21 protein-coding genes are annotated in these 20065 nt (G+C 67.0%); 13 read left to right on the forward strand and 8 right to left on the reverse strand.

All coding sequences use genetic code 11. The annotated features are described in order from the left end of the window. Positions 1-44 precede the first annotated feature (44 nt). The gene (locus tag AC1DBX_RS07695; RefSeq protein WP_223914206.1) at positions 45-1583 is read left to right on the forward strand and encodes an amino acid permease; all 1539 of its coding nucleotides are present in this window, start codon (positions 45-47) and stop codon (positions 1581-1583) included. Next, complete coding sequence (locus AC1DBX_RS07700) at positions 1580-3277, forward strand: flavin monoamine oxidase family protein (RefSeq protein ID WP_476856604.1); 1698 nt, start codon at positions 1580-1582, stop codon at positions 3275-3277. The genes AC1DBX_RS07695 and AC1DBX_RS07700 overlap by 4 nt, the downstream gene beginning before the upstream one ends. A 27-nt stretch (positions 3278-3304) precedes the next feature. Here the strand turns inward: AC1DBX_RS07700 and AC1DBX_RS07705 are convergent, their stop codons facing one another. The 3 genes from AC1DBX_RS07705 to purU all read right to left on the reverse strand — a co-directional run bounded on the left by AC1DBX_RS07705 (position 3305) and on the right by purU (position 5292). Continuing rightward, positions 3305-3826: a gamma carbonic anhydrase family protein gene (locus tag AC1DBX_RS07705; protein ID WP_223984877.1), complete on the reverse strand. Its 522-nt coding sequence runs from the start codon at positions 3824-3826 to the stop codon at positions 3305-3307. Positions 3827-3930: 104 nt separating this feature from the next. Continuing rightward, a complete protein-coding gene (locus AC1DBX_RS07710) occupies positions 3931-4410 on the reverse strand; it encodes a methyltransferase domain-containing protein (RefSeq protein WP_476859172.1) in 480 nt (159 codons plus the stop codon). Positions 4411-4431: 21 nt separating this feature from the next. Continuing rightward, complete coding sequence (gene purU / locus AC1DBX_RS07715) at positions 4432-5292, reverse strand: formyltetrahydrofolate deformylase (RefSeq protein WP_476856602.1); 861 nt, start codon at positions 5290-5292, stop codon at positions 4432-4434. A 313-nt stretch (positions 5293-5605) separates the two neighbouring features. Here purU and glyA point away from each other — a divergent pair, with 313 nt between their 5' ends. From glyA to AC1DBX_RS07770, 11 genes are all read left to right on the forward strand, one after another. Then, positions 5606-6904: a serine hydroxymethyltransferase gene (gene glyA, locus AC1DBX_RS07720; protein ID WP_476931471.1), complete on the forward strand. Its 1299-nt coding sequence runs from the start codon at positions 5606-5608 to the stop codon at positions 6902-6904. Between the two features lie 3 nt (positions 6905-6907). Further along, positions 6908-7828 (forward strand): bifunctional methylenetetrahydrofolate dehydrogenase/methenyltetrahydrofolate cyclohydrolase, encoded by a 921-nt coding sequence (locus AC1DBX_RS07725; RefSeq protein WP_230008086.1) that lies wholly within the window; start codon positions 6908-6910, stop codon positions 7826-7828. Positions 7829-8011: 183 nt separating this feature from the next. Continuing rightward, positions 8012-8989, forward strand: a complete 978-nt coding sequence (locus AC1DBX_RS07730) for an ABC transporter ATP-binding protein (RefSeq protein WP_043436284.1) — start codon at positions 8012-8014, stop codon at positions 8987-8989. A gap of 10 nt (positions 8990-8999) precedes the next feature. Next, positions 9000-9875 (forward strand): ABC transporter permease, encoded by an 876-nt coding sequence (locus AC1DBX_RS07735; RefSeq protein WP_476931526.1) that lies wholly within the window; start codon positions 9000-9002, stop codon positions 9873-9875. After that, positions 9872-10720: an ABC transporter permease gene (locus AC1DBX_RS07740; protein ID WP_476931472.1), complete on the forward strand. Its 849-nt coding sequence runs from the start codon at positions 9872-9874 to the stop codon at positions 10718-10720. Before AC1DBX_RS07735 ends, AC1DBX_RS07740 begins: the two co-directional genes overlap by 4 nt. Before the next feature lie 24 nt (positions 10721-10744). Further along, a complete protein-coding gene (locus AC1DBX_RS07745; protein WP_230009984.1) occupies positions 10745-11101 on the forward strand; it encodes a VOC family protein in 357 nt (118 codons plus the stop codon). Between the two features lie 92 nt (positions 11102-11193). Then, the gene (locus AC1DBX_RS07750) at positions 11194-11763 is read left to right on the forward strand and encodes a hypothetical protein (protein WP_476849122.1); all 570 of its coding nucleotides are present in this window, start codon (positions 11194-11196) and stop codon (positions 11761-11763) included. A gap of 10 nt (positions 11764-11773) precedes the next feature. Next, a complete protein-coding gene (locus AC1DBX_RS07755) occupies positions 11774-12607 on the forward strand; it encodes an exodeoxyribonuclease III (RefSeq protein WP_476849121.1) in 834 nt (277 codons plus the stop codon). 17 nt (positions 12608-12624) lie between these two features. Further along, positions 12625-13740 carry a tryptophan--tRNA ligase gene (gene trpS / locus AC1DBX_RS07760; RefSeq protein ID WP_476931473.1) on the forward strand — a complete coding sequence of 372 codons (1116 nt, stop codon included), beginning with the start codon at positions 12625-12627 and terminating at the stop codon, positions 13738-13740. Between the two features lie 4 nt (positions 13741-13744). Next, on the forward strand, positions 13745-14356 hold the full coding sequence (locus AC1DBX_RS07765; protein WP_223914197.1) for a 2'-5' RNA ligase family protein: 612 nt from the start codon (positions 13745-13747) through the stop codon (positions 14354-14356). Then, positions 14301-15467 (forward strand): YihY/virulence factor BrkB family protein, encoded by a 1167-nt coding sequence (locus AC1DBX_RS07770; RefSeq protein ID WP_476859221.1) that lies wholly within the window; start codon positions 14301-14303, stop codon positions 15465-15467. The genes AC1DBX_RS07765 and AC1DBX_RS07770 overlap by 56 nt, the downstream gene beginning before the upstream one ends. Here the strand turns inward: AC1DBX_RS07770 and AC1DBX_RS07775 are convergent. The 5 genes from AC1DBX_RS07775 to sdhC form a co-directional block, all read right to left on the reverse strand. Further along, positions 15430-16194 carry an alpha/beta hydrolase family protein gene (locus tag AC1DBX_RS07775; protein ID WP_079553244.1) on the reverse strand — a complete coding sequence of 255 codons (765 nt, stop codon included), beginning with the start codon at positions 16192-16194 and terminating at the stop codon, positions 15430-15432. The genes AC1DBX_RS07770 and AC1DBX_RS07775 overlap by 38 nt on opposite strands. 134 nt (positions 16195-16328) lie before the next feature. Further along, positions 16329-17111: a succinate dehydrogenase iron-sulfur subunit gene (locus AC1DBX_RS07780; RefSeq protein ID WP_026537821.1), complete on the reverse strand. Its 783-nt coding sequence runs from the start codon at positions 17109-17111 to the stop codon at positions 16329-16331. A gap of 1 nt (position 17112) precedes the next feature. Continuing rightward, positions 17113-18912, reverse strand: coding sequence for a succinate dehydrogenase flavoprotein subunit (gene sdhA / locus AC1DBX_RS07785; RefSeq protein WP_476849119.1), 1800 nt, complete (start codon positions 18910-18912; stop codon positions 17113-17115). A 191-nt stretch (positions 18913-19103) separates the two neighbouring features. After that, on the reverse strand, positions 19104-19598 hold the full coding sequence (locus AC1DBX_RS07790) for a succinate dehydrogenase hydrophobic membrane anchor subunit (RefSeq protein WP_476859163.1): 495 nt from the start codon (positions 19596-19598) through the stop codon (positions 19104-19106). Between the two features lie 3 nt (positions 19599-19601). Continuing rightward, positions 19602-19982 carry a succinate dehydrogenase, cytochrome b556 subunit gene (sdhC, locus tag AC1DBX_RS07795; RefSeq protein WP_079553238.1) on the reverse strand — a complete coding sequence of 127 codons (381 nt, stop codon included), beginning with the start codon at positions 19980-19982 and terminating at the stop codon, positions 19602-19604. Between the last annotated feature and the right edge of the window lie 83 nt (positions 19983-20065).

Raw genomic sequence — 20065 nt, forward strand, 5'->3', positions numbered from 1 at the left:
TTGGTTCGGGAAACCGACCACTACTGAAGATAAGGACGTCAACGATGACTGTGCCAACTCTGATCGGCGAACGCCCGCCGGCGGAAGCCGGCCGTCCCGGGCTCACCGCCCAGCTCCTGCGCCGCAAGCCGATCGGACAGCTGGTCCGCGAGGCCGAGACCGGACACGGCGGCACGCGGCTGGTCCGCAGCTTCGGTGTCCTGCAGCTGACCATGATCAGCGTCGGCGCCACCCTGGGCACCGGCATCCTGGTCATCCTGGGCCAGTCGGTGCCGCTCGCCGGCCCGGCCATCTGGATCTCCTTCGCCATCGCCGGCTTCGCCGCCCTGCTCTCCGCGGTGTCCTACGCGGAGATGGCCGGACTGGTGCCTGCCGCCGGTTCCAGCTACTCCTACACCTATGCCACCATGGGCGAGGGCATGGCCTGGATCTGCGGCTGGTGCCTGGTGCTCGAATACGCCGTCTCCGTGGCCGCCGTCGCGGTCGGTGCGGGCCAGTATGTCAACGAGGCCCTGGCGGTCTTCGGCCTGGAACTCCCGGACGCCATCTCGCAACCGCCGGGAGCCGGCGGCGTGCTGAACGTGCCCGCAATCGTGATTGTCGCCCTGGCCACCGTGCTGTTGGTCCGCGGCGCCAAGGAGAGCGCCTGGATCAACACGGCGATCGTCCTGGTCAAGGTCGGCATCCTGCTGTTCTTCTGCGCCGTGGCCTTCACCGCCTTCAACGGCGGACACTTCGAACCCCTCATGCCGATGGGCGCCGCCGGCGTCTCCGCCGCAGCCTCCCGGGTCTTCTTCTCCTACATCGGCTTCGATGCCGCCTCCACGGCCGGCGAGGAGGCCCGGAATCCCAAGCGCGACCTCCCGCGGGCCATCCTGCTCTCCATGCTGATCGTCACCAGCATCTATGTGCTTGTGGCCGTCGCCGCCATCGGCGCGCGCCCCTGGGGCTGGTTCGACGGCACCGAGGCGGCCCTCGTGAAGATCCTTGAGGAAATCACCGGCCAGCCGTGGGTTGGCGTGGTGTTCGCCGTCGGCGCCGTGCTCGCCATCGCCAGCATCGTGCTGACCGTGCTGTACGGGCAGACCCGGATCCTGCTTTCGATGTCGCGCGACGGCCTGGTGCCCAAGGTCTTCGGCCGGATCTCGGCCCGGACCGGCACGCCGGCTGCCGGAACCCTGATCGTGGGCACCGCCGTCGCACTGACCGCCGGCCTGGTGCCGCTCGGTGCCCTCGCGGACGCGACCAGCATCGGTACCCTGTTCGCCTTCGCCCTGGTCAACGTGGCAGTCATCTACCTGCGGCGGACCCGGCCCGAACTCACTCGCAGCTTCCGCGTCCCGCTCTTTCCGCTGACACCGGTTCTAGGCGCCCTCATGTGCGCTTACCTCATGGCCAACCTCGGCGCCGAGACCTGGGCGGTGTTCGGGGCCTGGATGCTCGTTGGCTGTGCCGCCTACTTCGGCTACGGCCGGAAGAACTCCAGGGTGGCTGCGCTGAGCCACGAGGACTACCTTGACCTATCAAGCCGCCACCCTGACAACACCACCACACACCAGGAACTGAAGGCAGAGATCTCATGACCATCGCCACCGAACTTCCGGCTCCCCGGTCCGCTGCTGAAGCGGGCGCGGCGCCCATCACCATGCTGAATCCGGACTTCCCGTTCAGCTACGACCACTACCTCGCCCACCCGGAGGGCCTGGGATCGGTGCCGCCCGAGCTGTACGGGACGGAGGTCGCCGTCGTCGGTGCCGGACTGTCCGGACTGGTGACCGCGTATGAGCTCATGAAGCTGGGCCTCCGGCCGGTTGTCTACGAGGCCGACAGGATCGGCGGCCGGCTGCGGACCGCCAGTTTCCCGTCCGCGCCGGGGATCGTGGCAGACCTCGGCGGAATGCGTTTCCCGGAATCCGGCAAGGCCTTCTACCACTACGTGGACCTGCTCGGGCTGCAGACCCGGGCCTTCCCTAATCCGCTGGCGCCGGCGACCTCCAGCACGGTGATCGAGCTCGCGGGCCAGAAATACTATGCCGAGACCGCCGCGGACCTGCCGCCGTTCTTCCGTGAGGTCGCGGACGCGTGGAAGGCCGCCGTGAACGACGGCGCCGCGTTCGCCGAGATGCAGGACGCCATCCGCGCCCGGGACACAGCCCGGATCAAGGACCTCTGGAACGCGCTGCTCCCGCAGCTCGACGAGCAGACGTTCTACGGCTTCATCGCCGGCAGCGACTCCTTCAAGGAAGCCGGATTCGCCCACCGCGAGGCCTTCGGGCAGGTGGGATTCGGCACCGGCGGCTGGGACACCGACTTCCCCAACTCGATCCTCGAAATCCTTCGCGTGGTCTACACCGACGCCGATGACCGGCACCGGCTCATCGACGGCGGCGCGCAGCGGCTCCCCGAGGCACTGTGGGAGCACGCGCCGTCGGGTATGGCCCACTGGCCGGACGGCACCTCGCTGGCCTCGCTGCACGCAGGCGCGCCGCGCGGCGCCGTGGACCGCATCGCCCGCGACGGCGGCGGCGACTTCCGGATCCGGGAACGCTGGGGTCGCGAATCCGCCTACCCGGCGGTGGTGACCACCTGCCAGTCATGGCTGCTCTCGACCAGGATCCACACGGACGAGGCCCTGTTCCCCGCCGAACTGTGGACGGCGATCGAGCGCTCCCACTACATGCAGTCCTCCAAGACCTTCGTCATGGTGGACCGGCCGTTCTGGAAGGACATCGACCCGGCCACCGGCCGCGAGGTCCTGTCCATGACGCTGACCGACCGGCTGAACCGTGCCACCTACCTGCTGGACAACGGCCCGGACCAGCCGGCCGTGATCCTGCTGTCCTACACCTGGAACGACGACGCGCTGAAGTGGCTCTCGCTCACCGCGGAGGAACGGGCGGAGCTCATGCTGCACTCGCTGCAGCAGATCTACCCCGGGGTGGACATCGCCAGCCACATCGTGGGCCAGCCGATCACGGTCTCCTGGGAGGCCGACCCCAACTTCATGGGCGCCTTCAAAGCCAACCTGCCGGGACACTACCGCTACCAGCAACGGCTCTTCACGCACTTCAAACAGGACGGGCTGCCGGCCGAACAGCGCGGGATCTTCCTCGCCGGCGACGACGTCTCCTTCACCGCCGGCTGGGCCGAGGGAGCCGTCACCACAGGGCTCAACGCCGTCTGGGGCGTGGTCAACCACCTCGGTGGCTCCACCCCGGCCGGGAATCCCGGACCGGGCGAGCTGCTCTCCGAGCTCGGGCCGATCGCCCTGGACTGAGTGCCGCCGGCCCCGGCGCACTGCTCCTCAGGCGCTGTGAAGTTCGCGGTGCGCGCGTGCCAGTTCCTGATAGTGGGCGGCGTTGTGCTGTACACCGGCGAACTCCTCGTCGCTGAGCTCGCGCCGGACCTTGGCCGGAACGCCGGCCACCAGCGAGCGGGGCGGGATGACGGTGCCCTCGAGCACCACGGCACCGGCGGCAATGAGGGACCCGGCGCCGATCACGGCGCCGTTGAGGATGGTGGCGCTCATGCCGATCAGGCAGTCGTCCTCCACGGTGCAGCCGTGCACCACGGCGCTGTGGCCGACGCTGACCCGCGCCCCGACGGTGCAGGGGAAGCCGGGGTCCGCGTGCAGCACCACGTTGTCCTGCAAGTTGCTGCCGGCGCCCACGCTGATGGCGGCGGTGTCGGCGCGGACTGACACGCCGTAGAAGGCGCTCGAGTTCTCGGCCAGGGTGGCGTTGCCGATCACGGACGCCGTGGGCGCGACGAAGGCGGAGTCATGGACGGCCGGAGTGGTACCGGCGAATGCGTAGAGGGGAGCCATGCCTCCAGCCTAGGACACGCCCCACGCCCCGTTGAGCTATCAGTTCTGGTTGCCATGGGCGCGGTTTAACCACCACAAGTGATAGCTCAACGGGAAAAGGAGGGTCAGGCGGGGGAGCGGAGCACCGTGAAGCCCTCGCCGCCCCACTCGCTCTCGCCACGCCACTCGCTCTCGCCGCGCGGGTCGGCCGAGGTGTGCGGGTCGCCTGAGCTGCGCGGGTCGGGTGCGGGGAGTACGACGGCGATCGGCGCGCCCGGTTCCGCCACCCGCCCGAGTTCGCGGACGACGTCGTCCCACTGTTCCGCGGGCAGGCCCGCCAGGGCGTCCACCGCCCACACTGAGGCAAACGCGGCATCGGCGAACGGCAGGGAGACCGGTCCGGCCACGGAGGCTTCCAGCCCGTGGGATCGGGCGATGTGGATGTTCTCCTCGGACTGGTCGACACCGGTGAAATGGATGCCGGACTGCACAAAGTGCAGCCCGTCGGCGCCCGGGCCGCAATCCAGGCCCAGCACGCCGTGCCGGCCCTCGTTCTTCAACAGCGCCACAAACGATTCGAGCCGGTCCCTGCGGGAGGATTCCATAGCTCCAGTTAATGACCGCTTCTAGTTAAAGACAACCGTCCGGTTGCCGTCGAGCAGGACGCGGTGCTCGGCATGCCACTGCACGGCCTGGGCGAGGGTCCGGCCCTCCACGTCGCGGCCCATCTGGACGAACTGCTCCGCGGTGCGCCGGTGGTCCACGCGGATGACTTCCTGCTCGATGATGGGCCCCTCATCCAGGGCCGCCGTGACGTAGTGCGCCGTGGCGCCGATGAGCTTCACGCCGCGGGCATGCGCCTGGTGGTAGGGCTTGGCACCCTTGAAGGAGGGCAGGAACGAGTGGTGGATGTTGATGGCCTTGCCCGTCAGTTCGGTGCAGAGCTCGTCCGAGATGATCTGCATGTACCGGGCCAGGACTGTGAGCTCGATGTCGTGTTCCTTCATCAGGACCCGGAGGGCGTCCTCGGCCTGGATCTTGGTGTCCGGGGTGACCGGGATGTGGTGGAACGGGATGCCGTAGAACTCCGCCAAACCCTCGAGGTCGCGGTGGTTGGACACGATGGCCGGAATGTCGATCGGCAGGGTTCCGGAGCGCTGCAGGAACAGCAAGTCGTTGAGGCAGTGGGCGGACGTGCTGGCCATCAGCAGGGTGCGGACCCTCCGCCCGGCCGGGTTGAGGCTCCACTGCATCCCGAAGGCCTGCGCCACAGGTTCCAGCGCCGCCTGCAGCTCCGCCTGGGCCGCCGCCGTCGTCGCCTCGACCCGCATGAAAAAGGTGCCCGTGCCCTGGCTCCCGTACTGCTGGGAATCTGTAATATTGCAGCCCGCCACGAGGAGGGCCCCGGCGACGGCGTGCACGATGCCAGGCCGGTCAGGGCAGGAAAGAGTCAGGATGTAGGAGGCAGTCAGGTTCTCATCAGTCACGAGGAACAGCCTACCTGCGCTTCAAGGGCAGTTTTGAAAGGGTTTTGGTAGTGTTAACCCGTCGCAACTGGCGTTGGATGGCTAACCATCAGGGAGCGGCACTCACGAAGACCACGGATCGTACGCCTGGGCCGAGGGTCATGTCTTACCGGTCGGCAGCATCACCGCTGCCGCACCGTTGCTGGTGCCCGCGCGGGGTGCCGGCCGCCGCTGTCGCGGCCCGCTGTCAAGGGGCCCGTAATCAAGGGGCGGCGCAACGGGCCAGCCGGTAGCCTGACCAATAGCCGTACCCGTTGCCAACCAGGAGTTCCTCGTGACTACTACCACCGCCACCTCAGCCGCCGTGAGCAACCAGCCGCTGGCCGAACTCGACCCTGAAATCGCCGCCGTCCTTGCCCAGGAGCTTGGCCGCCAGCGCGGCACCCTGGAAATGATCGCTTCCGAGAACTTCGCCCCGCGCGCCGTGATGGAAGCCCAGGGCTCCGTCCTGACCAACAAGTACGCCGAGGGCTACCCGGGACGCCGCTACTACGGCGGATGTGAATACGTCGACGTCGCCGAGCAGCTCGCGATCGACCGCGTCAAGGAACTGTTCGGCGCCGAATATGCCAACGTGCAGCCGCACTCCGGCGCGCAGGCCAACGCCGCCGCGCTCGCCGCCATGATCACCCCGGGCGACAAGATCCTGGGCCTGTCCCTGGCCCACGGCGGGCACCTCACCCACGGCATGAAGCTGAACTTCTCCGGAAAGCTCTACAACGTCGCCGCCTACCAGGTCGAGGAAGATGACTTCCGGATCGACATGGACAAGCTGCGCGAGCAGGCCATCGCCGAAAAGCCCCAGGTGATCATCGCCGGCTGGTCCGCCTACCCGCGGCACCTCGATTTCGCTGCCTTCCGTTCGATCGCCGACGAGGTCGGCGCCCTGCTCTGGACCGACATGGCGCACTTTGCCGGCCTCGTCGCCGCCGGACTGCACCCGAGCCCGGTGCCGTACTCCGACGTCGTGACCTCCACCGTGCACAAGACGCTGTCCGGTCCCCGCTCCGGCGTGATCCTGGCCAAGCAGGAGTGGGCCAAGAAGCTTAACTCCGCCGTGTTCCCCGGCCAGCAGGGCGGCCCGCTCATGCACGTGATCGCGGCGAAGGCCGTGGCCTTCAAGATCGCCGGCACCGAGGAATTCAAGGAGCGCCAGGAGCGTGTGCTCGAAGGCGCCAAGATCATCGCCGAGCGCCTCTGCCAGGCCGACGTCGCCGGCGCGGGCGTCTCGGTCCTGACCGGCGGCACCGACGTGCACCTGGTCCTGGTGGACTTGCGCAACTCCCAGCTGGACGGCCAGCAGGCCGAGGACCTCCTGCACTCGATCGGCATCACCGTCAACCGCAACGCGGTGCCGTTCGACCCCCGCCCGCCGATGGTCACCTCCGGCCTGCGCATCGGCACACCGGCCCTGGCCACCCGCGGCTTCGGCGCCGAGGAATTCACCGAGGTGGCGGACATCATCGCCACGGCGCTGAAGTCCGGAGCTGCCACGGAGATCGAACCCCTGCAGGCCCGCGTGGACAAGCTCGCCGCCGATTTCCCGCTGTACCCGCAGCACGAGCAGTGGTAGGCCATGACTTCTTCGCACACCGCAAAAACGGCTGAAACTGCACGGATCCTTGACGGCAAGGCCACCGCCGCCGCCATCAAGGCCGAGCTGACCGAGCGCGTGGCCGTGCTCAAGGCCCAGGGCATCACGCCCGGGCTGGGCACCATCCTGGTGGGCTCCGATCCCGGCAGCACCTGGTACGTCGGCGGCAAGCACAAGGACTGCGCCGAGGTGGGCATTACCTCCATCCGCCGCGACCTGCCGGAAGAGACCAGCCAGGACGAACTCCTGGCCGTGGTCCGCGAGCTCAACGAGAACCCGGAATGCACCGGTTACATCGTCCAGCTGCCCCTGCCCAAACACATCGACCAGGACGTCATCCTGGAGGCCATGGATCCCGAGAAGGACGCCGACGGCCTGCACCCGATGAACCTGGGCCGGCTCGTGGCCAACGTCAGCGGACCCATGAAGTCTCCGCTGCCGTGCACGCCCAAGGGCTGCGTGGAGCTGCTGACCCGGCACGGGATCGACCTGAACGGCAAACGCGTCCTCGTGGTGGGCCGCGGCGTCACCATCGGCCGTCCCGTGGGTCTGCTGCTGACCCGCAAGGACGTCAATGCCACGGTCATCCTGGCCCACACCGGAACGGTGGACCTGCCGGCAGAACTGCGGCAGGCCGACGTCGTGATTGCCGCCGCCGGGCAGCCTCACATGATCAAGGCCGGGGACCTCAAGCCCGGGGCGATCGTGCTCGACGTCGGTGTCAGCCGGGTCGATGACGGCAGCGGCAAGGCAGTGGTCACCGGCGACGTGGACCCCGCTGCGGCCGACGTCGCCGCCTGGCTCTCGCCGAACCCCGGGGGAGTGGGGCCCATGACCCGCGCCATGCTGCTCGCCAATGTGGTGGAAACCGCGGAACGCCAATGGGCAGAGAAAAACCGCTGAGCAGAGGAACGCCGCCCGGGGCCCGCCTAAGGCTCCCGCGGTGGTTGGGCCGGCTTTCGGCGGGCCCAACCACCGCAGGATTCCGCACGTTCTACCGCCTGCCGGCATAACGGAACGGATACGTCAGGAGTTTTTACGAAAAGACTCTTTCATAGTTTGCGGGGATCCACTACCGTAGTGCGGGTGTCCGAACTTGCCTCTAAAGAATCACGCGCGAGCAGCCCCTCCGACGCCGCTCTCCCATACGTCATCACCGCCGAGAACCTGACCAAACGCTACGGCGACGTCACCGCCGTCGACGGCATCTCCTTCCGCGTTCCCGCCGGGGAAGCGTTCGGCCTGCTGGGCCCCAACGGCGCCGGCAAGTCCACCACGATGAAGATGATCGGCGGGGTCTCGCAACGCACCTCCGGCAGCCTGAATATCATGGGCCTGGACCCCGAACAGCACGGGCCGGAGGTCCGCGCCCACCTGGGCGTCGTGCCGCAGCAGGACAACCTGGACGAGGAACTGAAAGTCCGGGACAACCTGCTGGTCTACGGCCGCTATTTCGGCCTGCCCATGAGCTACCTCAAGCCCAAGGCCGACGAGCTGCTGGAATTCGCCCAGCTCACCGACAAGGCCAACTCCAAGGTCGACGCCCTCTCCGGCGGCATGAAGCGGCGCCTGACAATCGCCCGCTCGCTCATCAACGAGCCCCGGATCCTGCTGCTGGACGAGCCGACGACCGGCCTTGACCCGCAGGCGCGGCACATCCTCTGGGACCGGCTGTTCCGGCTCAAGGAACAGGGCGTCACCCTGATCCTCACCACGCACTACATGGACGAGGCCGAGCAGCTGTGCGACCGGCTGATTGTGGTGGACAAGGGCAGGATCATGGCCGAGGGATCGCCGGCCAGCCTGATCCGCGAATACTCCACCCGCGAGGTCCTGGAACTGCGCTTCGGCTCGGAACGCAACGCGAGCGTCGGCGCGGAGCTCGGCGGCATCGGCGAACGCGTGGAAACCCTGCCGGACCGGGTGCTCATCTACGCCCACGACGGCGAGGCCGCCCTGGAGCAGGTCACCGCCCGCGGCCTGCGTCCGGTCACCTCACTGGTTCGCCGCTCCTCACTCGAAGACGTCTTCCTGCGCCTGACCGGCAGGAGCCTCGTTGACTAAGAAAGAGCAGCTGGCTAAGCCAATTCAGGCAGCGGGCACGACGGCGGGCGCCGCGGCGGGGACGGCCCTGCGCGCGCACTCGCCGGAAGTCTCGGCCGCCCGTGCCCGCCGCTGGGGCGCGTTCTACTACGCCGAACAGGTCCTGCGGGTCATGAAGGGCTACGGCTGGACCATCGTGATGTACGGGGTGGGACAGCCGGTGGCCTACCTGTTCGCGATGGGCGTTGGCCTGGCCACCCTGGTCGAGGCCAACGGCGCCGGCGTCTTCGGCGGGGTCAGCTACCTGACGTTCATCGCGCCGGCCCTGCTGATCTCGGCCGCCGTCATGACGGCCGCCAACGAGTTCACCTTCCCCGTGATGGACGGCTTCAAGTGGCGGCGCGTCTACTACGGCCCGCACGCCTCACCGCTGACTCCCGAGCAGATCGCCGGCGGCCAGATCATCGCCGTGACGGTGCGCTTCCTGCTGCAGTCGGCCATCTACTTCGCCGTCGTCGCGCTCTTCGGCGCCTCGCCCGGCGCCTGGGGCTGGGTGTCGATCCTCATCGCCACCCTCGCCGGCCTGTCCTTCGGCCTGCCGCTCATGGCCTACGCGGCCACCATCCAGCACGACAAGGGCCAGTTCGCCATGGTCATGCGGTTCATCGTCATGCCGTTGTTCCTGTTCTCCGGCACGTTCTTCCCGCTGGACACGCTCCCGCTCGCAGTCCGCTGGATCGGCTGGATCTCACCGATCTGGCACGGAACCGAGCTTGGCCGCGTGGTCAGCTACGGGTACGAGGAAGAGCCGTGGCTCACCGTCGTCCACGTCCTCTTCCTGCTGGGCCTGGCGGCTGCCGGCTGGATCCTGACCAAACGCCAGTTCGCTAAAAGGATGGCCTCATGAGCGTCCTGACCGGAAGTTTCAACACAGGGGACCACAGCGTCACCGAAGCCGCGCGCCGCCGCCGCTTCGGGCCCATCTACTCCCGCAACGTCCGCGCCGTCGTCGCCCGCGGGCTCATGGCCACCAAGAGCAGCAACTGGATGGTCATGGTCTCCGGGTTCTTCGAACCCGTGCTGTACCTGATCTCCATGGGCGTGGGCCTGGGCGCCATTGTCGGGTCGGTCCAGGGCCCGGGCGGGCAGGAAATCAGCTACGCCGCGTACATCGCGCCGGCGCTGCTGGCCGTGTCCGCCATGAACGGCGCCGTCTACGACTCCACGTGGAACGTCTTTTTCAAGATGAACTTCGCCAAGCTGTACCAGGGCATGCTCTACACCTCGCTGGGGCCGCTGGATGTCGCCATGGGCGAAATCTTCCTCGCCCTGCTGCGCGGGGCCATGTACGCGACCGGCTTCACGGCCGTCATGGGCCTGATGGGCCTCGTCACCACGCCGTGGGCCATCCTGATGATCCCGGCCTCGGTACTGATCGCCTTCGGCTTCGCGAGCTTCGGCATGGGGATCACGAGCTACATGAAGACGTTCCAGCAAATGGACTGGATCAACTTCGTCATGCTGCCCATGTTCCTCTTCAGTGCCACGTTCTACCCGCTCAGCGTCTACCCGCAGTCCATCCAGTGGCTGATCCAGGCCATGCCGCTGTGGCACGGCGTGGAACTGCTGCGCCAGATCAGCGTGGGGGTGTTCACCCCGGCCACCGCCGTGCACATCGGCTACTACCTCGTCATGATTGCCCTCGGCGTCCTGCTCACCACGAGCCGGCTGCGCAAACTGTTCCTCAAGTAGCCGTCCTTCCAAAAAGGAGACCCCATGATCGGAAAATGGCAGGCCCTCGTCATCGACTGCGAGGACCCGGACAAGCTCGCCGGCTTTTACCAGGAGCTGCTGGGGATGATCCGGGTGCAGGAGGACGAGGAATGGATTTCGATCGGCGACGCCGCCGACCGTCCCGCCGTCGCCTTCCAGCGGGTGGAACGGCTGGTCCGCCCGCAGTGGCCCGACGCCGAGCACCCGCAGCAGATGCACGTGGACGTGCTCGTCGGGGACCTCGACGCCGCCGAAGCCGAGGTGCTCCGGCTCGGCGCCACCAGCCTCGACGCCGGTACGGAAACCTTCCGGGTCTACACGGACCCCAGCGGCCACCCGTTCTGCCTTGTCCTGACCTAAAAGCTGGTCCTGACCCAGGCCCGGCGCGGGGGCGGCGTTCGCCCGGGGTGGAAGCGGAACGGGCGGCCGGCCCCGTTTGCGATAATGGGCTCATGCAATCTCTGGGTAGCTCCTCGTCCACGTCCAACGACACAACGGCCCGCGGCCGGTTTTCCATGTTCCGCATCAGCGGGCCGGGGCTGCTGGTCTTCATCATCGCGTTCGTGGTGGCCGTGATCTTCGCGGCCAACCAGAACGACGTCGTGGGCTGGATCGTGGCGATCATCGCCGGCTTCTGGCTGGCGCTGGCCTCCTTCGTCGTGTTCAGCATCCAGAAGGCCGCCAAGAAGGCCGGGGCCAGGCTGACCGAGGCCCAGAACGCGTTCAACGCCGCAGCGGGCCGGCCGCCGGCTGCGGGCAGCGCGGACCACGGCGGAACCCGCGTGGTGAGCGAAAGCCGCGCAGCGGACAGCGTCCGCGACATGAAGCTGGACCACTCCTTCAAGATCGTCCAGGTCCAGGTCCGGGTGGTCGAGCAGGAGCGGGCGAAGGGCGAGGCGGCGGACCGCGACACGATCAGCCGCGCCCTGGAGACCATCGAGATCACCGCCACCAACGCGCGGGACATGATCAAATCCCCGGGCGGCGATGACGCTCCCGTCAGCGGAACCATCATCGACTAGAGTGGATCGGGTGAGCTCGGCATTGAAGAAGGACCACCTTCGCATCGCGTCAGTCAACGTCAACGGCCTCCGTGCCGCCTACAAGAAGGGCATGGCGGAGTGGCTTGAGCCGCGCGAGGTGGACATCCTGTGCCTCCAGGAGGTCCGCGCGCCGGACGCGATCGTCGAGGAACTGCTCGGCGAGGGCTGGTACATTCTCCACGCCGAGGCCGAGGCCAAGGGCCGGGCCGGCGTTGCCATTGCCTCCCGGGAAGAGCCCCTGGCCACCCGGGTGGGGATCGGCGATGACTTCTTCGCCACGGCCGGACGCTGGGTCGAGGCGGACTACATCGTGCGGGACGCGGACGGGCAGGCCTCACAGCTGACCGTCGTGAGCGCCTACGTGCACTCGGGCGAGGCCGGCACTCCCAAGCAGGACGACAAATTCCGTTTCCTCGACGTCATGGTCCAGCGGCTGCCCGAACTCGCCAAGCACAGTGACCACGCGCTGGTGGTGGGCGACCTCAACGTCGGCCACACGGAGCTGGACATCAGGAACTGGAAGGGCAACGTCAAACGTGCCGGCTTCCTGCCGGAAGAGCGGGCCTATTTTGACCGTTTCTTCGGCGAGGAAATCGGCTGGAAGGATGTTCACAGGGGCCTGGCGGGTAACGTCGACGGCCCCTACACTTGGTGGTCGCAACGGGGCCAGGCCTTCGACAACGACACCGGCTGGCGCATCGATTACCACATGGCCACGCCCGCTCTCGCTGCTGCCGCAGTGTCAGCCGTTGTTGACCGGGCAGCGTCCTGGGACACACGCTTCTCCGACCACGCCCCGCTGGTAGTGGACTACCGGCTCTAGTCTTAAGGCTTCCACGAATGACCACCACTTCAACTGCGACCACTGTGACCCAGAACGGCGTCGCCCCCGACGCTCAGACTGCCACCGCGAAGGACGCCTCTGCGGCCACCGCGGCCCGGCACCGCATCCTCTCCGGCATGCAGCCCTCCGCCGACTCCCTGCACCTTGGCAACTACCTCGGCGCCCTCGTGAACTGGGTCCGGATGCAGGACGAGTACGACGCCATCTTCTTCATCCCGGACCTGCACGCGATCACCGTTCCGCAGGATCCTGCCGAGCTGGCGCACCGCACCCGGGTCACGGCCGCGCAGTACATTGCCGGCGGCGTCGACGTCGACAAGTGCACGCTCTTCGTCCAGTCCCAGGTGCCCGAGCACGCCCAGCTGGCGTGGGTCCTGAACTGCATCACCGGCTTCGGCGAGGCGTCCCGGATGACCCAGTTCAAGGACAAGGCGCACAAACAGGGTTCCGACCACGCCAGCGTCGGGCTGTTCACCTACCCCATCCTGCAGGCAGCGGACATCCTGCTGTACCAGCCGCACGGTGTCCCCGTCGGCGAGGACCAGCGCCAGCACGTGGAACTCAGCCGTGACCTGGCCCAGCGGTTCAACTCCCGCTTCGGCGAGACGTTCACAGTGCCGCAGCCCTTCATCCAGAAGGAATCCGCGAAGATCTACGATCTGCAGCACCCCACCGCCAAGATGTCCAAGTCTGCGGAGTCGCCGGCAGGGCTGATCAACCTGCTGGACGAGCCCAAGGTCACGGCCAAGCGGATCAAGTCCGCCGTGACCGACACGGAGACCGAGATCCGGTTCGACCGGGAGGCGAAGCCGGGCGTGTCCAACCTGCTGACCATCTACTCCTCGATCACCGGGCAAAGCGTCGACGCCCTCGTCACCGCCTATGAGGGAAAGATGTACGGCCACCTGAAGGCGGACCTCGCCGAGGTGGTCACGGAGCACCTGACCCCGATCCGGAACCGGGCCAAGGAGCTGCTGGACGATCCCGCGGAGCTGGACCGGCTGCTGGGCCTCGGCGCGGACAAGGCCCGGGAGATTGCCTCGGTGACCCTGCGCGACGTCTACGCCAAGGTGGGTTTCCTGCCCTATGCCGGCGCCCAGGGAGTCCGCTAGGTCAATGTCCTCCGTCAGCAAAGTCACCGCGAAAGCCGCCACGTCGAACGGACAGCGCAGCGAAGGCATCAGCATCGGTGTGATCCTGAGGTTCCCGGCGGACATCGCTGAGGAGCTCCAGCGCTGGCGGGCATCCTTCGGGGATCCCATGGCCGCCGTCGTCCCGGCCCACATCACGCTGGTCACCACCACCATGACGAAGGACTGGGCCGCGACCCAGCGCCATGTCCGGGACGTGGCACGGCGGCAGGAGCCCTTCACTGTGACCATCGCAGGGACCGGGTCTTTCCGGCCGGTGTCCCCGGTGGTCTTCCTGAACGTAGAGGACGGCTTCGGGGACTGCGTGAACCTGCACCGCCAGCTGCAGTCCGGCCCCCTGGAGCGGGAACTGCCGTTCGGTTACCACCCGCACGTCACCGTGGCCCACGATGTTGCCCCGGAAAGCCTCGACGAGGCCGAAACGGTCCTGAAGGATTACAGGGCCACGTTTCCTGTGGCTAGCATGGGACTTTACGAGCACGATGACAACGGCATCTGGCAGCTACGGGAAGAGCTTGATTTTGGGACCAAACCTGACCACGACAGAGGCCCGGACGGCACCGCAGGCGCCCGATAAGCCGCCGCTCCCCACCGATCTGGCCGGGCTGAAACTGGAAGTCATCCGCAAGAGGGTCGAATGGGGCCGGACCCGGCGCTCCGGCGGCGGCATGGTCGCGTCCCTGATCGCGATGATGAACTGGCTCCTGGCCCGGCTGAACATGCTGCTGCCCCTGCGCGCATACTCGCACTACCTGCGTCAGCGTGGCCCGCTGTTGAGTGCCGGCATCGGCTTCCGGATGTTTTTCTCCATCACGGGCCTGTTGGCCACTGGCTTGTCCTTGGCGGGCCTCGTGCTCAGCGACCACCCGGCCCTGCTGGACCAGGTCATCAGGAGTGTGGCCGCCGCCGCGCCCGGCCTGTTGCAGGTCGACGGCAGCGAGGGGCTGGTTGACCCCTATGCGCTGCTGAACCCCACCAGCCTGGGTTGGGCCGCCGGGATCGCCGCCGTGGTGACGGTGTTCACGTCCCTGGGCTGGATCAGCGGCATCCGCGACGGTATGCGGAGCATGATGCAGCTCGGCCCTTTGGTGATGAATCCGATCCTGCAGATACTCAAGGACGTCGGCACGCTGCTGCTGATGGGGCTGGCCCTGGTAGTCAGTTCCGCCGCCTCGCTGATCTTCGGCACGGCCGCCGGATGGGTTACCGGGCAGCTGGGCCTCGAACCGATAGTTGCCGGGCCGCTGACGACCTCCGTCACGATCCTCGTCCCGCTGCTGCTCGGCTGGGGCACCGCCGTGATCATGTACCGGGTGGCCGCCGGGCTGAAGCCAGCCCGGCGCTCCCTGCTGGAAGGGACCACTCTCGCCGCGGTGGGCACCACCATCCTGCAGATCTTCAGCACCCAGCTGCTGGCCAGCGCGGGCAAGAACCCCATTCTGGCGCCCTTCGCCATCATCATCGGCCTGCTGATCTGGTTCAACCTGGTCAGCCAGGTCTACGTGATCTGCGCCGCGTGGGTGGCGATCCGGGAAGAGGACCTCAAGGCCGGGCCCGCCGCCGCGACCACCGGCTGGGGTGCCCGGCGCGTCCAGCCGGGTAAAACCCCGGTAGAGCCGCGGGTCCGCCGCAGGCCGCTGGCCGCCGCGTTCAGGCGTCGAGGTACTGGTCGGCCCACGCCGAAATAATCTTCGCCGCACGGGCAGCCTGGCCTTTGCCGGTCAGGAGATGGTCGCTGCCCTCCAGCGAGACGAAGCTGCGCGGGTGGCGTGCCGTCTGGAAGATGGTGCTGGCGTTTTCGATCCCGACCGTATTGTCGGTGGGGGAGTGCAGCACCATGAGCGGCTTGTGCAGCTGCCGGATGCAGTCCGTCAGGTCCGCGTTCTCGAGGTCCTCGACGAAGTGCCGGCGGATCTCCACCCGCTTGCCGCCGAGGTCCACCTCGGCGCTTCCCTCGCTCAGGATCCGGTCCAGGGCCGCGTCAAAGACGTGTGCCACGTGCTTGGGGGAGAAGGGGGCACCCACGGTGGCCACGGCCCTCAGCTCCGGGATCTGCCGCGCGGCGGACAGGACGGCCGCGCCGCCAAACGAGTGGCCCACCAGCAGGGAAACCCGGCGGTCTGAGTCCCGCATGAATTCGGCGGCCTTGACGGTGTCGGCCACCTTGTGGCTGAAGGACCCCTCCGACCACATTCCCGCCGACTCTCCGAGCCCCACGTTGTCGAACCGGAGCATGCCCACGCCGTTGTCCGCCAGGGCCTTGCACATCCGCGACGCCGAGGGGCTGTCCTTGCCCAGGGTGAAGCCGTGCGAGAACACACCCCAGCCCTTGACCGGGCCCTCCGGCAGGTCCAGCACGCCGGAGAGCCGCTCGCCGGTGGAACCCAGGAACGAGACTTTTTCTGAGTGGGACAAAGTGTCCCCTTTCGTGTGAGGGCGAATCATTGAGGGCGGAAACGACGGCGGCGCCCCCACCCGAAAGGTGAGAGGCGCCGTCGTCGGTAACTACTGAAGGTGAAGCCGGTAATGCGGGCCGGTGGAACCGGTCCTTAGACCTTGCGGGACAGGATGGCCTGCTTGACCTCAGCGATTGCCTGCGTGACCTGGATGCCGCGGGGGCATGCTTCGGTGCAGTTGAAGGTGGTGCGGCAGCGCCACACGCCTTCCTTGTCGTTGAGGATCTCCAGGCGCATGTCGCCCGCGTCATCACGGGAATCGAAGATGAAGCGGTGCGCGTTGACGATCGCCGCCGGGCCGAAGTACTGCCCGTCGGTCCAGAACACCGGGCAGGACGAGGTGCACGCGGCGCACAGGATGCACTTGGTGGTGTCATCGAACCGTTCGCGGTCCTCGGCCGACTGCAGGCGTTCCTTGGTGGGCTCGTGGCCACGGTTGATCAGGAAGGGCATGACTTCGCGGAAGGACTGGAAGAACGGCTCCATGTCCACGATCAGGTCCTTCTCCACCGGCAGGCCCTTGATGGGCTCGACCGTGATGGGTTTGGACGTGTCCAGGTCCTTCAGCAGGGTCTTGCAGGCGAGGCGGTTGCGGCCGTTGATGCGCATGGCATCGGAGCCGCAGACGCCGTGGGCGCAGGAACGGCGGAAGGAGACGCTGCCGTCCATCTCCCACTTGATCTTGTGCAGGGCGTCCAGGACACGGTCGGTGCCGTACATGGTGACCTTGAAGTCATCCCACGTGGCGTCCTCGGAGACCTCGGGGTTGTAGCGGCGCACGCGCAGCGTGACGTCGAAGGACGGGATTTCCCCGCCCCCGCCGACGCCGGCGGGCAGTTCGATCTTGGATGCTGGCTCAGCGAGTTCAGCGCTCATCTTAGTACTTCCTCACCATCGGCTCGTAGCGCGTAAAGACCACCGGTTTGGTGGCAAGCCGGATGCCGGCAATCGACTCGGCGGAACCGTCCGCCGGGGCGTGGTCATCCTTGTACGCCATGGAGTGCTTCATGAATTTTTCGTCGTCGCGCTCGGGGAAGTCCTCGCGGAAGTGGCCGCCGCGGGATTCCTCGCGGTGCAGGGCCGCCACGGTCATGACCTTGGCGAGCTCGAGCAGGAAGCCCAGCTCCACGGCCTCGAGCAGGTCCAGGTTGAAGCGCTTGCCCTTGTCCTGGACGCTGATGCGCTGGTACCGCTCCTCGAAGGAGGCAATGTCTTTCAGGACCTGGTTCAGCGTGTCGGCGGTGCGGAACACCTGCATGTTGGCGTCCATGGTGTCCTGCAGTTCCTTGCGGATCGCAGCGACCTTCTCGGTGCCGTCAGAGGTGCGGACGTGCTCCAGCAGGTTCAGCGTGTAGGCCTCCGGGTCAACGGGGAGCTCCACGAAGTCGGCGGTTTTGGCATACTCGGCGGCGGCGATACCGGCGCGCTTGCCGAACACGTTGATGTCCAGCAGCGAGTTGGTGCCCAGACGGTTGGAGCCGTGGACGGAGACGCAGGCGACCTCGCCGGCGGCGTAGAGGCCCGGGACCACCGTGTCGTTGTCCTGGAGGACCTCGGCGCTGATGTTCGTGGGGATGCCGCCCATGGCGTAGTGGGCCGTTGGGAACACCGGAACCGGCTCCGTGTACGGCTCCACACCCAGGTAGGTGCGGGCGAACTCGGTGATGTCCGGCAGCTTGGCATCGATGTGTGCAGGCTCAAGGTGCGTCAGGTCCAGGAGGACGTAGTCCTTGTTCGGGCCGCAGCCTCGTCCCTCACGGACTTCGTTGGCCATGGAGCGGGCCACGATGTCGCGCGGGGCGAGGTCCTTGATGGTGGGCGCGTAGCGCTCCATGAAGCGTTCACCCTCGGAGTTGCGCAGGATCGCGCCTTCGCCGCGGGCGGCCTCGGAGAGCAGGATGCCCAGGCCGGCCAGACCTGTCGGGTGGAACTGGAAGAATTCCATGTCCTCCAGGGGGATGCCCCGGCGGAACGCGATGCCCATGCCGTCACCGGTCAGGGTGTGGGCGTTGGAGGTGGTCTTGAAGACCTTGCCGGCGCCGCCGGAGGCGAACACCACGGACTTGGCCTGGAAGACGTGCAGCTCGCCGGAGGCGAGGTCGTAGGACACGACGCCGGCCACGCGCTTCTGCTTGTACGGCGTGCCGTCCTCGCGGACAGCGTCCTCTTCGACGGTCAGCAGGTCCAGGACGTAGTACTCGTTGTAGAACTCGACGTTGTGCTTGACGCAGTTCTGGTACAGGGTCTGCAGGATCATGTGGCCGGTGCGGTCGGCGGCGTAGCAGGCGCGGCGGACCGGTGCCTTGCCGTGATCGCGGGTGTGGCCACCGAAGCGGCGCTGGTCAATGCGGCCCTCGGGCGTGCGGTTGAACGGCAGGCCCATCTTTTCCAGGTCCAGGACGGCGTCGATCGCTTCCTTCGCCATGACCTCGGCGGCGTCCTGGTCAACCAGGTAGTCGCCGCCCTTGATGGTGTCGAAGGTGTGCCACTCCCAGTTGTCTTCCTCGACGTTGGCCAGGGCTGCACACATGCCGCCCTGCGCCGCGCCGGTGTGGGACCGCGTGGGGTAGAGCTTGGTCAGTACTGCTGTTCGGGCGCGCTGACCTGATTCGATCGCCGCGCGCATCCCGGCGCCACCGGCACCGACGATCACGACGTCGTACTTATGGACCTGCATACCAGACGCTCTTTCTCTCAAAATTCGCTATAAACCACCGGCAGGCCGCGCCTGCCCGGTGAAGTCTCGTGCAATCTGCGCCTGCGTTCGGCAGGCAAGATCAGTTGCCGTGACGGACCGCGGATTCCTGCCCGGACGGGCTGCTGTCCGCGGCGGTTCCGCCGCTACGGCTGAGTCGTATCGGCTGCGCCCTAAGGCGCGGGGCAGAAACCGCCGGGAAGCTGGACGCCGTTGGCCACGGGGCACGGATTGAACGTGAAGATGACCAGGGTGCCCAGGATGATGATGACCGTGGTGGCCGCATAGAGCACAATCTTCAGCCAAAGGCGCGTTGCGTCCTTCTCGGCGTAGTCATTGATGATCGTGCGGACGCCGTTGGTGCCGTGCAGCATGGCGAGCCACAGCATGGCCAGGTCCCAGAACTGCCAGAACGGGTCGGCCCACTTGCCGGCCACAAAGCCGAAGTCGATCGCGTGGATGCCCTCGCCGACCAGCAGGTTCACCGTCAGGTGGCCGAAGATCAGCACCACCAGCACGACGCCGGAGAGGCGCATGAAGAGCCAGGCGAGCATCTCGAAGTTGCCCTTGGAACCGCCAGTGCGGCGGTACTTGGGCTGGATCTTTCCACTACCGGGTTTTCCACTACCGGGTTTTCCGCTGCGCGGACTCTGAATGGTTGCAGTCATGGCTTAGTGACCTCCAAGGGCGAGGGACAGGTGGCGGATGGAGAAGCCGACCATGACGACGACCCAGAGGCCCAGGACCGTCCAGAGCATCTGACGCTGGTACTTGGCACCCTTCTTCCAGAAGTCGACGGCGATGATCCGCAGGCCGTTGAAGGCGTGGAACACGATCGCCGCGACAAGGCCCGTTTCACCCAGGGCCATGAGGGGGTTCTTGTAGGCACCAATCACTGCGGTGTAGGCCTCGGGGGACACACGCACCAATGAGGTGTCCAGCACGTGGACCAACAAGAAGAAGAAAATCACTACACCGGTAATGCGGTGTCCAACCCAGGACCACATGCCTTCACGGCCGCGGTACAAGGTGCCAGCTGGTTTTGTCGGCACTGAATAAACCTCCCTGCAACACAGCGGCGCTGGCATGGGATCCACGCGGGGGGAACGCCTGCTGCGAGAGCACTCGTAAGCTC

It is taken from the genome of Arthrobacter sp. 10N44_2 (assembly GCF_056394385.1).